The following is a 16,324-nucleotide window of genomic DNA, read 5'->3' as shown; positions in this document are numbered from 1 at the left end:
GTCTCCTCACAAATCGCAATGCGTTTGTATCTGACTATTTAGAATAGCTAACGATTATAGCTGCTTAAGTGCGGATTTGGGCGAGAGTTTTGCGATCGCCTCTAATTTTACCTGGATCGATGTCGGTGCACCGTCCGAGGGCGATCGGCTGTTAGAGAGCATTTAAGCTAGCGCCGGCTTATCCTGCGCCCCCAAGCTCTGAAGTAAGTGACCACCGGGAATTGATAAAATTCACCTACCAACCACAGCACGATGCCTAAATGCGACAAAAAAGCTAAGCCTGTCCAAGCTAGGGGCAGCCAGGACAACCGGCTGCCGGGAACCGGGGGAAAATAGTAAGCTGAAAGTCCCAGCAAAGTAGTGGGAAGGAAAATTAGACCAATAGCCGCTGCAAAGTAGGGCCATCCGAATTCTACACCTTCGAGGTGTGCTCCTATCCACTGTTTGCCGTTCCAGTGCCAAGTTACGGGCGGTTGGCGATCGGCCATTTGGAGCGATTGTCTTTCAACGCTTGCGGTATAAATGTGCTGGCAGAAGTTGCAAGCTAGGGCGTCCATCAGCGCTAGGGTGGAAATTTGACCGGTGCGGCACACGGGACAGGGATATGTATCTTGAGGGTTGAAAGGTCGGGTTGATTTTTTGAAAATCTGCATAGATCAGGCTGTTTGTCAAGATATTGAGCGATCTTAACAAAGTACAGAGATTATGGGTTGGCTGATGGCGGTTTTTGTATCTAGATTGTTGGTGATTTAACAAGTTTTTTCACGCTTACGTGTCCTAGGGGTTAAGGCAGTTTCATGGTGGATGATTCGGATTAATTGCGGTGATTGTTGCTGTAGCGAATTCTGGCTCCTGCCCAGTGAAGTTTTTCCCTCAAAGTGTTGAAATAAGAATAGTTTTCCCGCAAAATGATAAACTGGGCTTCGCAGTCTGCCCTCCGCACGTCTACGCGCTGTCCTGGCCAAATTGCAGTACCCAAAATGCCGTCTGTCCAGAGTTTGGTACTGAGTTCGTAATCTGCTAAAGGCCAAATGCTGACGACTGAACCGGGCGGGAGGACGATCGCCCGACTGGATAAACTCAAAGGGCAAATCGGAGTAACTGCGATCGCCTCCATTCCCGAGTGCATAATCGGCCCGTTGGCAGATGCGGTGTAGCAAGTCGAACCGGTGGGAGTTGCCACAATTAAACCGTCGCCTTGATACTGATCGACTACTTCGCCGTCAACTTCCATTTCTAGAATACAGCTCGGCATTCGATCGGCTGAAGCAGGTTTGACACACATTTCATTTAGTGCCAAAAATCGATCGCTTTGGGGTTCGAGATTGCTTCTGTTTCCCTCAAAAACTGTTGACTGCAACATCATCCGCTTCTGCACAGCATACCTATCTTCCGAAAGTCTGTCCCAAATCTCCTCAGTATTTTGGAAATCCTCAAAAGACTCGGTTAAAAACCCCAGATGTCCCCCCACATTCGCTGCCAAAATCGGGATGCCATCAGCCGCCAAATTCCGCGCAGCAGCTAGGGCCGTACCGTCGCCCCCCAGCACTACCGCTAAATCAATTGGGCTGTTACTAGAAGCTAAAAACACCGGATACGGGTTATCTTTCGGGCCACTGGGCCCCATTAAAACCTGACACCCGCGACTTTCTAATTGGCGGGCACACTGTTCTGCCCACCGCTGGCTAAGCGTATCTCTGGCTTTGTGGGCGATAATTACTTGTTTTAGTTGCACAACCTATCGATTTTAGATTTGGGATTTGGGATTGTTAGATTTTAGAGTGAGATCACAATCTATCGATTTTAGATTTTAGATTTGGGATTTGGGATTGTTAGATTTTAGAGTGACCTCACAATCTATGGATTTTGGATTTTTGATTGTTAGATTTTAGGCTGAGTGAAATATCTTAAAATGTTCGATCGCACAAATTGGTTTTGGACATCAGGTTAGATTTTAAACTATTTTTGAGCATTGCGAGGCAGAGCCTGTGGATCTGCGTTACCAGGATCTGCCTGGTAAAAAGAAAGCCGGGAATAAGAAATATTATTATGACTGCATTTCTACATCTTCCTTCTTCCTTCTTCCTTCTTCCTTCACCCGTCGCTGCGGCTGGATTTGGGCCGCGGCCAGATAATGCTGGAATCTGCCGCGAGTAGGCGAGAAACTGCGATCGCCCCAAAGCGGTTGAGGTGGCTGGGGTCAAAAAAATAGTCGTTGCGGCCCGGCCACCGCTGCGACAAGTCGCGGAAAGCGAAGCCTTTTTGCCGCGAGAGTTGCTGCATTCGCTGCCGAAACTGCTGTTCTGCCCACAGGCGAGTCCCGTCTAAGTAGTCGTCGGTGAGGGGCAAATTGACGAAAATCAGGGGAATTTTGCGAGCTTTGGTAAATGCTACAACGGAATTAAAAGCTGTTGCTTGTTTGCCTCCGAGGTTGAAGTCTTCGTAGTCGCGATCGTACTGGCCTGAAACGTAAGCGCGTTCTCGATAATAAGTGTTGGGGTTGTAAGTGCCCGACATAGCCATGAATCCGTTGGAGTCGATCGAATCTGCCAATTCGCTAACTTGCCTCATTGCTACTGTTGTCCGCCACGAGACTGGAATCAATTGTGCTTTTTGGCTTCCTCCATCCGCTGCGATCGGTTTTAACTCATATCTTGCAGCATTCTCAGCAACGGGCCAGATGCCCGTTCCACTGGACGGTCGATCGACAGATGCCAATGCTTTGCGGAAAGTGTTGTTAGCGCAGGGCTGCGGGAATCTGTAACACAGCGGAATCACATTCGGTTCATCGGACTGGAGTTCGGGGCGAACGCCTGCAGCTAAAAGTTGGCTGCCTTCAGAATCGACGATCGAATTAAAAGTGCGATCGTCCCGGCCGCTGTTAAATCCGCGCACACCATCCGCCCAGACAATCATTTGAGGCAAATGACCCGGCTTCAAAAGCCGCCGCAGTTGAAAGTCAACTACTTGTGCAGTTGCGCCGTTGACTGAAAAGTTAAATACTTTTAAGCCGGGACGGCCCCTTTGGGCCAAAGATTGTTTTAGCTGTTTGGGATCGACGCCTTGCAATGCCCGGGAACTGCCGACAATCAAAACATCTGGCGGGCCGACCGCAGCAACGTAGGATAGGTAAAGTTCTAGTTGTTCGTTGAGCAAATCGCTGCTGAAGCTGACTGTACTGGCTTGCGATCTGGTTGCGCCCGCTTGCTGCTGGGAATAAACCAGGTTTCTCATGTACTCGATTACTTTTTTCTCAGCAAACGCCCGTCTGGGACTGCCTGGGGGAACCGCTTGCATCCAAGCGACGGCCTGCACCCACAGGGCGGCTACTTCGTCCCAGTCTTGTTTTGAATTGGCTGATTGAGCCAAATTAGAAGCTTGGGTGGCAAAGTTAACTGCCTCCGTGAAGCCATCGTTTTGGGGGCATGAAGAAACGCTGAGGGATTTTTGGGTTTGGTTGGCGTTTTTAGCTAACAGAGGCGTTGACGACTGCGCTAGGACAGGGGATTCACTCGAACCAGAAGCCGCTGCGGTGTTGGGCGGCTTGGGAGGCGAGCATCCGACTGTTAGCGCGAGCACGGCAGCAGCGGCGCAGGTACGTTTTAAGATGCTGGTACTGAGGCTAGCAATGTAGCGGCGAATCATACAGCTTTCACCGTGGGCAAAACATTACTAGATATTACCGCAAGCCGCCATTGGTCTGCTGCCGCGATGGTGACTTTTGAGTATTTATGTATGGGATTCGATGACTGCTTCGGCTTGCAGGGCGATCGCTCTCAATTTATCCAATGTATCCTGCTTCGCACTCTGCCATAACCCCCGCTGACGAGCTTCTAGCAATCTTTCCGCCATATCTCGCATTGCCCAAGGATTGTTTTCTTGAATAAATGTCTGCACTTTTTCATCAAAAATGTAAGCCTCTGCGATTCCTTCATACATAAAATCCTCTACACAATTTGCCGTAGCATCGTAAGCAAACAAAAAATCAACAGTTGCTGCAATTTCAAAAGCACCTTTATAACCGTGTCGAATCGCACCTTCTATCCATTTGGGATTCACAGCCCTGCTGCGATAAACCCGCGCAATTTCTTCCCGCAGTTGCCGCACTTTCGGATTCTCAGGAATTGAGTTGTCGCCGAAATAAGTTTCAGGATTTTTGCCTTGCAAATTGCGAATGGCGGCGGTCATTCCCCCTTGGAATTGATAATAATCATCCGAGTCGAGGATGTCGTGTTCGCGGTTGTCTTGGTTTTGCAGAACTATTTGCATTTGACCGAGGCGTTGTTCAAATGCTTCGGGTGCAGAACATCCCCATTCACTCTGATTAACTACTGCTAAATCTCCCGGCAAATTTGAGGAACTAGAGGAGGTATAGGCGTAACTGCTCCAATTAATGTAAGCTTTTGCTAAATCGCTGTCGTCTGTCCAGTTTTGAGCTTCAATTATGCCTTGAAGTCCTGCGCCGTAAGCACCTGGTTTTGAGCCAAAGACTCGAAATTGCGATCGCCCTTGCGCCTCTTCCTGACTCAAACCTCTAGATTCCCAATACTGAATCTCTGCTTGAACTTGTGCTGCTAAAGGATTATTTTCTGCCGATTCGTCTAAATCTGCCACAGCTTTTACCGCACTATCAAACAAATCAATTAAATTAAAAAAAGCATCGCGAAAAAAGCCAGAAATTCGCAAAGTAACATCAACGCGCGGCCGCCCCAAAACAGAAACTGGCAAGATTTCAAAATCTACAACCCGGCGCGAAGGGCCATCCCAAACTGGTTGAACTCCTATCAGCGCCAAGGCTTCGGCGATGTCGTCTCCCCCCGTCCGCATGGTGGATGTTCCCCACACTGACAAACCCAAAGTTTTCGGATATTCGCCATTTTCTTGGGTGTATCTTTCGATTAAAGTTTCAGCAGCAACTCTGCCAACTCTCCAGGCGGTTTCTGTGGGAATGGCGCGGATATCTACTGAGTAAAAATTGCGACCTGTGGGCAATACATCTGGCCGTCCGCGAGTGGGGGCGCCAGATGCGCCGCTGGGTATGTGCCGCCCATCTAGTCCGCGCAAAAGGTTGGTAATTTCTTGGTTTGTTTGGAGGAGTGAAGGTAAAAGATAGTTACTGATCCAGTCTAATTCTTGTTTGCTTGCTTCTCCTAGTTGGATATTTTCAACCGCAGATGAACGCGGATTAACGCGGATATTTTCGATTAAGTTATCTACTAATTCAGCGGCTTTGTCTTCGAGTTCTGCTGTTAAATCGCCTGCTGTGCGGTGCTGAATTATCGAGGTTGGATCGCAGGTTAAGGGGTCGAAATCGTAGCCTGAGTCTTCTGCTAGGGCGCGGGTTATGCCCGATCGCCCGTTGGTGGGATGACGGGCGATCGCAATTATCAAATCTCTCAACTGTCTACCTTCGGGACACTGACCGAAAATGTGCAATCCGTCGCGAATTTGGGATTCTTTGAGTTCGCAAAGATAGCCGTCTGTGCGGGTGATAAATTCGGTGAATTCCGATTTATTTAGTTGTATTCCTAAGTCTTTATCTAAGTTTTCTTTGTTGGTGAGGGCGAGAATGCGCTCGCGAATCATGGGCACTCTGGACGGATCTAAACTTTGGGCTTCGCAATACTCATCAATTAAGGTTTCCAACTGCTGCAAAGGCCCGTAGAGTTCGGCGCGAGTCATCGGCGGTGTCAGGTGGTCGATAATCACAGCTTGCGATCGTCTTTTTGCTTGGGAACCTTCCCCCGGATCGTTGACAATGAAGGGATAAAAATTCGGCATCGCGCCTAATGCTACTTCTGGATAACATTTGTGAGATAATGCTATACTTTTACCGGGAAGCCATTCTAAATTGCCGTGTTTTCCGGCATGAATTATAGCGTCAATTCCAAACTTTTCTCGCAGCCAGTAATAGTAAGCTAGATAATTGTGAGTTGGTTCTAAATCCGGTGCGTGATAATTTAACGCGGGGTCAAGTTCGTATCCCCGCGATGGTTGAATTCCTACAAATACATTACCGAACTGAATCCCCGGAATCGGAAAAGACGTACTGTTACTTATAAAATCTTGTGTATAGCTTCCCGGAAGCCCCCATCTTTTACAAATCCCATCTTGCACTTCCTGCGGCAAAGTAGCAAAATATTCTTCATATTCGACCAAATCCAAAGATTGATGAACAGGCCGCAATTCGCGTCCTTCCGGGTCATTTGTCACACCTGAAGTCAGGAGTTCAATTAAGTGGTTGCCACTAGCGGGGATGTTTTCAATTTGATAGCCAGCTTGCTGCATAGCTTTGAGGATTTCGACACAGCTAGCGGGCGTATCTAAGCCGACACCGTTGGCTAAGCGGGCGTTGCGGGTGGGGTAATTTGCTAAAATTATGGCGATGCGTCTGTTGGCGGGTGGGGTTTGTTTCATTTTCACCCAATTCGCGGTTAAATCTGCTACAAATTGAATGCGATCGCCCGCTGCTACATAGCCTACTACATCTGTTTCTAATTCGCTGTTCCAAGTCTGTACGGCTTTAAAAGAAACAGCCCTAGTAATGATTTTTCCGTCTACTTCCGGCAATGCTACATTCATCGCCACATCGCGGGGCGAAAGTCCCTGAAGTTCCGTTTCCCACTGTTCCAAACCACCACCGCTGAAGATTGCTTGCAATACGGGAACGTCTAAGGATTTTAAGCTGTTTTGTGCCGGTTCTTGACTGCTGAAACCCGAGACTGCAAAACTTGTGGTGTTTAGCAATAATTGAACTGGTTCTGATTCTTTTGGCTGGAAATATTCCAGCAATTCTATTTGCAAATCTGGTTCCCGCAGAGAAGACACAAAGACGGGAACTGGTACTAAGTTTCGCTCTGATAGAGCTTGACAAAGTGCATCAATTGGTGCTAAGTTTCCTGATAAATAATGAGCCCTATAAAATAAAATTCCTACTTTAGATTTAGAAGTAATGTCCCCGTGTCCGCAAGTTGGGGACGAGTCAATTGGCTTTTTCCAATCATAAATTCCGACGCGGGAAACTGTTTGAGGTAGAGGCGGATTATAAGCAGTTTTCAAACAAGTATCGGCGGCAAATTTTAGTGCATTAACAAAGTTTTGGACTCCGCCTTCTGTGAAATAGCGCCAAAGTTGATTGACTGCTGACAGCGATACATTGGAATGGCTGATTAAATCGGGGTCGGGACTGTCTTCTCCCGGCATTACAATCAGTGAGGCGTTAGTTTTCTGCACAGTTTCTCGCAGGATTTCTAACCCGTAAGACCAATAAGAACGCCCTCCTAACAGTCTTAAGATTATGACCTCTGCGCGTTCTAAAACTTCCTCGGCATAAGTATCAATTGTTAGTTGTTGCTGTAATTGAAGCAGGTTTACTGCACGCACTGTGGGGAATGCTGCCGGCATTTTGGATGCGGCGGCTGCGAGAGTTTGAATGTCGGTGTCAGCAGCACTAATAAAGACTATTGGTGCTGGGGTTTGCTGAATAAAAATTACTCCTTCGGATTGAGGGTTCCAACCTCCGGGTGTGGTGGCTATTTTGTGCATTAATTTTTTTTATTTTAATAAATAGTGAGAGAAAGTGCGATCGCCTTGAGTATAACATGACTTATACATCAATAGAGGCTAGGGCTTGTTTCCCACCCAGACATCCCCGCCCAACCGAGAGAGGGCGGGCACGGGGGCACCGCCCCTACATTCGGGAGGAGAATGAGCGTTAAAGTCCCGGAAATCTCAACCTATAAACTGATAAATAAAACTCCCAAAATCATGATTCCGGCCCCTAATAATCTTTCTTGAATATCTTTTTCCTTAAAAATGAAATGACCGAACAATACACCCATTAACACGCTAGTACGCTTAAGCGCGATCACTCGCACTACGAAAGTTAATGTCAAAGCTTGCATTTGAAAAATTATTCCAGTAGCATTGATAAACCCCATAGCAGCTAGCATGGGTAAGTGTTTGATAATTTGTCGCCCTGGATTTGGGGTTTTGTGCAATAAAACTGGCAGTAGCAAAACACTCATTGTACCAAACAAAGAGAATACCCAAAAAATAGGGTAGGAATTTGTAACTCCTATTTTGTCACAATTGGCGGCAATACTCCATAGAAATGCGACGATTAACATCAATTTTGGGCCTGGCTCGTCCAGCAGTGCTTTGAATGGGGCTAAATATCCTTTATATTTCTCTTTGATATTTAATAAATAAGACCCGGCTACGATTAGTAAAATGCCAATATAATCAAAAATTTTGGGATATTCACCGACCATTATCGGTGAAGTTAGCAACATAAATAAGGGTGTCAAAGCTACCATCGGTAATGTCAGGGATAAATCTGATAATTTGATGGCTTTGATGTAGAGGAGAGCTGTGACAGCGTTGATGCTACCTCCGATTAATAGGGCGATCCAAAATTGAGAGTTTAATGCCGGAATTCCTGTAGAAAATACCCAGGGAATCAAAAAGATGACTGAAAAAAATGAGAGAGACCAAGCGACGACATATTCGTCACTTTTTTTGAGGTTTTGTTTGCCAAAAACATCTTTGACGGCTTCAAAGAAAGCGGTCAAGAGTCCTAAAATTAACCAAGTCATCCTAAATATGCGCTCCTGACTCGCTCGTCGTTTAGCAAATCCGCTCCAATACCTGTGAGAGTAATATTACCAGCTTCTAGCACGTAACCCCGATCGGCAATTTGCAGTGCTAAACTGGCGTTTTGCTCGACTAAGAGGATTGTAACGCCTGTGGAGCGGAGGTTTTGAATAATTGCAAAAATTTCTTTGACGATCGCAGGTGCTAAGCCTAAACTGGGTTCGTCTAATAATAGCAGCTTCGGGCGACTCATCAGAGCGCGGGCGATCGCCAGCATTTGCTGTTCCCCGCCGCTGAGAGTCCCTGCTAGCTGGCGGCGCCTTTCTGCTAGGCGCGGAAATATCTCAAATTGGCGCTCTAAATCGGCTTTTACTGCCGCCGAGTCCGATCGAATATAGGCCCCCAATTCCAAGTTAGTCAACACCGTTTGCTGCGCCAAAACCCGCCGCCCTTCTGGACTGTGGGCGATTCCCAATTTCACAACTTCGTGAGCTTGGCGTCGGCTAATATCGCGCCCGCTATAAAGAATTTGTCCTTGCCGCAAATTAACTATTTTAGAAATCGCTCTCAGGGTGGTACTTTTGCCCGCACCGTTGGCACCGATGAGACTGACAACCTCGCCTGCATTAATCGTGAGATTAATATTTTGTATGGCTTGAATCCCCCCATAACTTACAGAAACATTTTTGAGTTCTAAGAGGATGTTTTGGGTTGTTTTGGGTGGGATATGTTGCATTTTTTGTGACTTGATTTTTGATGACCAAACTGTCTATTTTCCAGCAGTCCTCCAGGGGTTGAAACCTGGCTCATAGCTGAATTCCTCTTAAGAGGGCTGGAAGATTCATTTAAGGCTAACTATTAATTTTACTCGTTCCCCGCCAGAGCCGGGGAAACATTTACAATTTCTACGTTTCATCTCCCAAATAAGCCTCAATTACCGCTGGGTCATTCCTCACAACAGCAGGTTCTCCCAAAGCAATAAGCTGACCGAAATGCAAGACGGCAATTCGATCGCACAACCCCATAACTAGCGGTACATGATGCTCGATCAATATTACAGTTAAATTGAATTGTTGGCGTACTTCTCGGATAAATTCGCTTAATTTGTGCTTTTCACTGGGATTCATCCCTGCGGCAGGTTCATCTAACAAGAGTATTTGCGGTTCTAAGGCTAAAGCGCGGGCAATTTCTAAGCGCCTCTGGTCGCCGTAGGCCAAGTTTTTGGCTTGTTCGCCCGCGCGATCGCCCAATCCGACTAAATCCAACAATTCTAAGGCTTTTCGCTGGGTTTTGCGTTCCATTGCGTTAGATGCTGGCAAGCCGAAAATCCCAGCCAGCACCGATAAAACTGGATTGCCCGATCGACTGTGGATGTGTCGGGCGATCGCGACATTTTCTAGGGCAGAAAGTTCCCCAAACAACCGGATATTTTGAAAAGTTCTGGCAATACCTTTATTAGCAATTTGATAAGGCTTCAATTGGGAAATATTTTCATTTTGATAAATCAGGTTGCCGCTAGAAGCAGGTATCAGTCCAGTCATTAGATTAAATAGAGTTGTCTTGCCCGCGCCGTTAGGGCCGATCAATCCAAAAATTTCGTGTTTTTCAACTGTAAAAGATACGTTGTTTACAGCAATTAAACCACCAAAACGACGAGTTAATCCTTTGGCTGCTAAAACAGGATTGCTTGTTGAGAGGGTAAGGGGTTCGGAAATCATAAACACATCATAGAACGAATATAAGATATCTATAGCAATCCTCGCATCATTTGTGAATTTCTTACTCCTGAGCGAGCGGATTCGGGGAGGGTTGGGGTGGAGTAAAAAAATTACGACTCCTGCAAGGAGTCCTATAATTATGCCTTAGACTGCGGAATGCTCTTAAAGTGGCGCTTTTTAAAGTATTTAGGGCGATCGATTTCACCACAGACAAGCACAAATTTAGATCGCCCGGAGTCCTGAAACAGTTTGATGAGAATGTATACACAATTATTCAAATAGCTGAGACGGCTCATCAAATACAAGGATTCTGGCCCATGACGAAGCACTACCGACAAAGATTAGTTGCCGTAATTGCCCTGTCGTTTCTATCTTTCACATCCCCTTTGCTGTTGACTCGCAATGCTGCGGCTGGAATTAAGGACGAACCCACAGCTAATCCCAAAGAGATTCCCTCCCTCACCGAGAAGTTAAAGAGTAACGATGAAACGGCACTTGATCCAGCTATTAAGCTGTTACGAAAAATAGGTGAACCAGCCATCCCTGATTGGATGGAAGCTTTGCACGATCAGAATTTGTCAGTCGGCCAAAGTGCTGCTGAGGTTCTAAGACAAATTGCTCTTCCTGCTATTCCTGCCTTTGTCAAAACCTTGAAAGACTCAGATGTGTCGGTTGGTGCAGAAGCTAAAACTGCTGTGCCGCAGCTAATTCTGTTGCTGAAAGACTCAGATGCAACTGTGCGTAGCCGTGCTGACTATGCTTTGGGAAGGATGGGTGCAGAAGCTAAAACTGCTGTGCCGCAGTTAATTCTGTTGCTGAAAGACTCCGATGCAAATGTGCGTAGCCGTGCAGCCAATGCTTTGGGAAGGATGGGTGCAGAAGCTAAAACTGTTGTGCCGCAGCTAATTCTGTTGCTGAAAGACTCCGATGCAAATGTGCGTAGCCGTGCAGAGTATGCTTTGGCAAGGATGCGTGCAGAAGCTAAAACTGCTGTGCCGCAGCTAATTTCCCTGCTTCAAGACTCAGATGTAACTGTGCGTAGTAGTGCAGCCAATGCTTTGGGAAGTTTCGGTGCAGAAGCTAAAACTGCACTGCCGCAGCTAATTGTCTTGCTGAAAGACTCCAATTCAAATGTGAGTAGCAGTACAGCCTCTGCTTTGAATAAAATCCGTGCAAAAGCTTAAACTGCACTGCCGCAGCTAATTGTCTTGCTGAAAGACTCCAATCTAAATGTGCGTAGTAGTGCAGCCTCTGCTTTGAATAAAATCCGTGCAAAGGCTAAAACTGTTGTGCCGCAGCTAGTGGTTGTTGACAAGGTGGAATTTAGAGTGAAATTCTGACAGAATCGGCGCTGATTATAGGAATATGTACATTAGCCAACCCGACCCGGATATTTGCCAACAAATCCGTGCGTTTGATGAACAATGTCAGGCTTTTACTTTCGTGAGGCCGGAAGTGGAGGACGATTGAGCGTGGTGTTATTTCAAGAATGGTGTGCCGTCGCCAAGTCTGAGAGAAGGCAGGATTTCTAGTGTAAAACCAAGGGGTTAAAGAAAAACGAAAGCGGAATGTTCTTAAAGTTTCCCTGTTTAAGCTCAACTTCCCCCCACGGGGAAGTTTAACTCAACTTCCGAAGCGATTACAGAATTTCATCGACTAGAACACCACGGATGTAACCGTTCACGGGTTTTAAACCAAGACTTGAGAAAATCGCCGAGTCCGATTAAGGTAAGCCAGTTAGATAATTCCTAAACAAATCCGGTTACAGGTTACTTCTGCGGACTTGGAATCTTGCTGAGAAATAATTCCTTAGTCCGAGAATCGCGATCGTACATATGTATAACAGGAACAAGGCGATCGTCAACCATCACTTTGTCATCGTGAATTTCCCAAACTCCCTCATAATCTCCACACAGTGTGAGGACTGCACCACTCTTCAAATTATGTTTCACAGTTTGGTTACTGGGAAATTCAAAGTTAATCACCTTATTGAACATTGCTTGATCTAGAGGCTTACGACGATGGCGTTCAGCCTCCACCACCATTAATTCAATTAATTGCATCATGAGATGGTTTCCTCCTAATACTGTCCCTGCACAGAGTATAGGTTTTCCCAACAGTTTTTCAAGAGTTGTTTTTCCATAAACAGCATTCACCCATTCACTATCTACATTTTCTGGAGTGGGCGGCCCAAAATAAATACCTGCTTCTTCAAAAACGTGAAGCTTACTAGAGTCTAAGTCATCGAAGGGAGAAGCTTGGAAAACAACATCACGCACATCTGAAGTCATAACCATTCGATAACTGGAATTAACCTTAAGGAATGTATGGTAAGTAATCCACCGACCTGCTAGTGGATGAATCCAATTGGCAACTGTACTCCTATAATCCTCCTCTAAGTAGGTACGGTTAGACCCTGAACTTAGTCGAATTAAAGCTAGCAGTCCCACCATCTTTGCGTGATAGATAAGATTTAGGATCTTTGAGCTAGTAACCCACTTCCACACATTTTCAATTGGTATAAGGGTGATATTTTTTTCTAGAGCTACCTTGGCGAACTCATCCCCTAAGGCATTAATAAACACAACAATATCAACTTTATCTGGATCGCAATGCTGACGAGTTGAGGCCACGAATCTGTAGAAATCATCGAATTTACAATTTGTTGCATAACCCATTATTAAGTCTTTCATTGTTTGTTCCCTCAAAATCAGTAGATTTAAACAGTAAAGATACTAACAGAGTCTTAATTGAGTTCTGGTGTAGCCGTCTAAGCGTTGACCGAAAACGGCTTCTGTAGTCACAAAAAAGTCGGCAGAGCCACAACTAATTGTGTCGCAGATATTGGGTGGCAGATGTCCAATAAATGATTCCACCTACCATACTACAAATACCTCATCTATGTCAACCTGTTGTTATTGCCAGTCGTCATCTTTTTTGGTCGCTCGAATTCGGCGCACCATCAAACTCAAAAATTTGAGCGATTGCACTTAAAAATGTTACCTACATTACATACTAAAATACGTTATAACTATCCCAAAAAATCTCAAACCGACCGTCAGAGCAAAATAACAATATTTATTAAGAAAAGTTGTGGGCGATGGTCGTTATTTAGCAAAAATTTCCGGTACAAAGGATAGCGACGTTCTGCCACAACAAATCACATCGCGTTATAATGTAAGAATTACCATACCGCCTGAATCTCCTTAACATCTCGCAGGGATAATTGTATAACAATGTACATAACAGATTCGCCTAACGCAAACAAAAGTGCTGCTGACGATGTACGCTCTACCAAGTGAAGGCTCGAATCTCCCAGGCTTGCCTGACCAATATCACCCTGGCAATCACAAAAGTTTTGAGATAGTTGCTTTCTCCCTAATTATCTAGCCGAGCGCGTATTCTCTGTCAGCTATATAAATCTCTACTACGACTCCAATCCTCCCAATTGGTAGAAAAGACCCGATTGGTATTTAGTTGTCGATGTTTGGAGAGTTTGCCGAGACAGAGACTTGCGCGAAAGTTACGTCATTTGGTAAAAAGCAGTAAGTCGTTTAATCGCCATTTAATTTCTGTTACTAGGTATGGAAGATGAAGATTTGAGCCTGACCGAATCGGAACCAAATCAACCGCTACTAAGTGGCCGATTTACGAGATAATTTTGAATATTCGTTATTACTTTGTTTTTAGCAAATACAACAACCAATTGAGAGTATTTCGCTGAGTTGCCAACCTTTACCGCGAACAAGTGTTAACAGGTGTTCGATTCTGGATACTGGAAATAAAATTGAGTTTTGGTTTGTGGTAAGGTTCTTTCTTGGAACATCAGAGGTTGTGGCTGCGCTAGTATGATGTTAATGGCAATTTAGCTCGGACTCCAGAAGCATTTCCAAGACAGCGAGCTCAATTGGAAAAGCAGCTAGCCGAATCGGAAAGTCAGCGGGCAAATCCATTAGCCGATCGACTCCGAGCAATGGGCATTAATCCAGATGAGCTGTAAAATTAAGTAGCAGCATGAAATGGTGCAAGCTGCAAGCACTGTCCATAAAAATTTATTAACTAAAAATAACTTATGCCTGAATCTACCTCATTGCGCGATCGCTACCTAGCCCTAATCGACAAAATTGTCGAAATCACCCTCAAAGGTCAAATTCGCTCCAAAGAACAAGTTTATCAAATGCTGGTGCAAGACATTAGTACCGGTACTGGCGAAATCTTTGAACGCTGTTTCGGCGAACGCCTTGATGCCGCCGAAAATCAAGTCAGAAATGAAAAAGACGAAATCAAACAAGCAAAGGCAAATCGCACCCTCCGAGCTCTCAAAACCATCCAAGGAGAATGGGAACGCTGGCAGAAAGATAACCGCGTCGATCGCGCAATTGCATCTTCAATCCAACAAATCGTTACTGCCGAATCTAACGCCCGCCTCCTGGCATTATTGCAAGTAATCGATCCGAATAAAGAACATCCGCTGACTCTAGCTCAATTGCAGCAATTGGCCAAATCTCTGCACCAACAAATGCTGCAAACTGCCAATCCTGAAACCGAACAAGATTTGCAGCAAATCACTGCTGGTATTGCTAAAGGTTTAGAATCTTGGCAGCGTTTGGAACCGGAACTTGTGGGCTGGATTTATCAGCCGCAGCAGCTAGGATTTGCTGGTAGTCCCGAGCAAAATGGGCCTTGGGCTTTTTGGGCAAAAAAAGTTAACAGTCCCTTTCCCCAGGCTCTTTTGAATACTATTGCGCTCGGTGAATCTGTAGTTCAATTCGCAGCCCAGCAATCGAATTTAGATTTAGGCATATTGGTGGAAGCGGCGATTATTTTGCAGTGCTTGCAGCGGGCGTTGGCGACCTGGTTTGACAAGCAAGTTTACGATTCCAAAGTATCAACAAAAGCTTCAATTTCTACTTACATTACTTTTGCGGTAATTTGGAGTCAGCTAGCTAGTGGGTTTAATAATTCTACCAAGAGCGGCGAGCAGTTGGCAAATGCTTGTTTTCAAGTAACTTTGCAAATTTTGCGCGCTTTTTCTCAGCGAGAATATTTTCCGCTTTACGGGGGAATTTTTGCTTCGTTTGATGGTAAAGCCCTGCGGCATACTTTGGATTATTTAGACGAACCGCTGCGGCGAGTTGAAGGCACTCAAGCGAAAGCTCGGATTCTGACGCTTTTGGGTTATTCGATGCAGGCGGCTGGGGCCTACGAGCGATCGCTCTTGCTGCACAAGCAAGCGCTGGAAATTGCCCGTACCGAAGGAGACAAAGCTTGCGAAGTTGCCAATCTCAATCACATCAGCCGCAACTATGTTGCTCAAAAAAATTATCAGGAAGCGATTAATTACAGCCAGCGGGCTTTAATTATGGCACGACAAGCGGGAGAGCGACAAGGCGAGGCAAATGCTCTGGCTAATTTGGGTTACAGTGAAGTGTTTCAAGCGCGGCAGTTGGAGGAGGTTGAACCGGAGGTTTACGAGAGTGCGATCGGTTATTTGGAACAAGGTTTGTTGCTATCGGAAAAATTGGGCGATCGCCAAAGTCAAGCTTTTTGTTCCAGCAGTCTTGGCATTGCTAAAATCGCCCTGGAAAATGCTGAAGCTGCGATCGAATATTTGGTAAAAGGTTGGCAAGCTGCCCAATTTTCGGGCGACTTATATTTGCAAGGTCTGAATTTGGCTTACCTGGCTCAAGCTTATTACAGAATCAACTCACTAGAAAAAGCGATATTTGCGGGCAGTTTGGGGATGTATACTTTGGAACAAATTGGTGCGATGGAGTGGCGTCAATCGGCGGGTTTGTTGACAATTTTGCGCGGTCAAATGGGGGCGGAATCTTTTAAAGAATCTTTGGCGAAAAGTCGAGCGAATATCATTCCGGCGATCGGTGTTGACGGCTACGATTACATCCCGGAGTTGCTGGAAAAATATCAGCAATCTATTTAACTCTTTGTGCAACAGGCGGGAAAGCCTGTTGCTGAGAGGGGTACAAAATGTAAGTTTTAACTCAGCCAAT

The 16,324-nt window shown here is 45.7% G+C and carries 12 protein-coding genes; 4 read left to right on the top strand and 8 right to left on the bottom strand.

Going from position 1 to position 16,324, the window contains the following annotated elements; genetic code table 11:
• Nucleotides 1-167 precede the first annotated feature (167 nt).
• The 7 genes from QUA27_RS18225 to QUA27_RS18195 all read right to left on the bottom strand — a co-directional run bounded on the left by QUA27_RS18225 (nucleotide 168) and on the right by QUA27_RS18195 (nucleotide 10,313).
• Entirely contained in the window at nucleotides 168-653 is a 486-nt protein-coding gene (locus QUA27_RS18225) for a hypothetical protein (protein ID WP_333069518.1), read from the bottom strand.
• A 161-nt stretch (nucleotides 654-814) separates the two neighbouring features.
• Entirely contained in the window at nucleotides 815-1,735 is a 921-nt protein-coding gene (locus tag QUA27_RS18220; RefSeq protein ID WP_333069516.1) for an NAD(+) kinase, read from the bottom strand.
• A gap of 359 nt (nucleotides 1,736-2,094) precedes the next feature.
• On the bottom strand, nucleotides 2,095-3,645 hold the full coding sequence (locus QUA27_RS18215) for a hypothetical protein (RefSeq protein WP_333069515.1): 1,551 nt from the start codon (nucleotides 3,643-3,645) through the stop codon (nucleotides 2,095-2,097).
• 84 nt (nucleotides 3,646-3,729) lie between these two features.
• Complete coding sequence (gene cobN, locus QUA27_RS18210) at nucleotides 3,730-7,545, bottom strand: cobaltochelatase subunit CobN (RefSeq protein ID WP_333069513.1); 3,816 nt, start codon at nucleotides 7,543-7,545, stop codon at nucleotides 3,730-3,732.
• 191 nt (nucleotides 7,546-7,736) lie between these two features.
• Nucleotides 7,737-8,597 carry an EamA family transporter gene (locus tag QUA27_RS18205; RefSeq protein ID WP_333069511.1) on the bottom strand — a complete coding sequence of 287 codons (861 nt, stop codon included), beginning with the start codon at nucleotides 8,595-8,597 and terminating at the stop codon, nucleotides 7,737-7,739.
• Nucleotides 8,594-9,331, bottom strand: a complete 738-nt coding sequence (locus QUA27_RS18200; RefSeq protein ID WP_333069510.1) for an ABC transporter ATP-binding protein — start codon at nucleotides 9,329-9,331, stop codon at nucleotides 8,594-8,596. The genes QUA27_RS18205 and QUA27_RS18200 overlap by 4 nt, the downstream gene beginning before the upstream one ends.
• Before the next feature lie 169 nt (nucleotides 9,332-9,500).
• Complete coding sequence (locus QUA27_RS18195) at nucleotides 9,501-10,313, bottom strand: ABC transporter ATP-binding protein (protein WP_333069509.1); 813 nt, start codon at nucleotides 10,311-10,313, stop codon at nucleotides 9,501-9,503.
• A gap of 167 nt (nucleotides 10,314-10,480) precedes the next feature.
• Here QUA27_RS18195 and QUA27_RS18190 point away from each other — a divergent pair, with 167 nt between their 5' ends.
• The 3 genes from QUA27_RS18190 to QUA27_RS27455 are packed head-to-tail and all read left to right on the top strand — an operon-like array spanning nucleotide 10,481 to nucleotide 11,783.
• Nucleotides 10,481-11,497, top strand: coding sequence for a HEAT repeat domain-containing protein (locus tag QUA27_RS18190; RefSeq protein ID WP_333069507.1), 1,017 nt, complete (start codon nucleotides 10,481-10,483; stop codon nucleotides 11,495-11,497).
• 6 nt (nucleotides 11,498-11,503) lie between these two features.
• Nucleotides 11,504-11,653, top strand: a complete 150-nt coding sequence (locus QUA27_RS27460) for a HEAT repeat domain-containing protein (RefSeq protein ID WP_445251524.1) — start codon at nucleotides 11,504-11,506, stop codon at nucleotides 11,651-11,653.
• 4 nt (nucleotides 11,654-11,657) lie between these two features.
• Nucleotides 11,658-11,783: a PAN domain-containing protein gene (locus tag QUA27_RS27455; protein WP_445251523.1), complete on the top strand. Its 126-nt coding sequence runs from the start codon at nucleotides 11,658-11,660 to the stop codon at nucleotides 11,781-11,783.
• A gap of 299 nt (nucleotides 11,784-12,082) precedes the next feature.
• Here the strand turns inward: QUA27_RS27455 and QUA27_RS18185 are convergent, their stop codons facing one another.
• Complete coding sequence (locus tag QUA27_RS18185) at nucleotides 12,083-13,006, bottom strand: hypothetical protein (RefSeq protein ID WP_333069506.1); 924 nt, start codon at nucleotides 13,004-13,006, stop codon at nucleotides 12,083-12,085.
• Nucleotides 13,007-14,385: 1,379 nt separating this feature from the next.
• On the opposite strand from QUA27_RS18185, the gene QUA27_RS18180 reads away from it, so the two are divergent.
• A complete protein-coding gene (locus QUA27_RS18180; RefSeq protein WP_333069505.1) occupies nucleotides 14,386-16,254 on the top strand; it encodes a tetratricopeptide repeat protein in 1,869 nt (622 codons plus the stop codon).
• Nucleotides 16,255-16,324: the final 70 nt, after the last annotated feature.

Origin of the sequence: Microcoleus harperi Pol14_C6, assembly GCF_036701295.1 — a bacterium.
In the GTDB taxonomy this organism is placed as follows: Bacteria; Cyanobacteriota; Cyanobacteriia; order Cyanobacteriales; family Microcoleaceae; genus Microcoleus.
The sequence above is the reverse complement of the archived record's forward strand: the minus strand, read 5'-3'. Positions and strand labels throughout refer to the sequence as shown.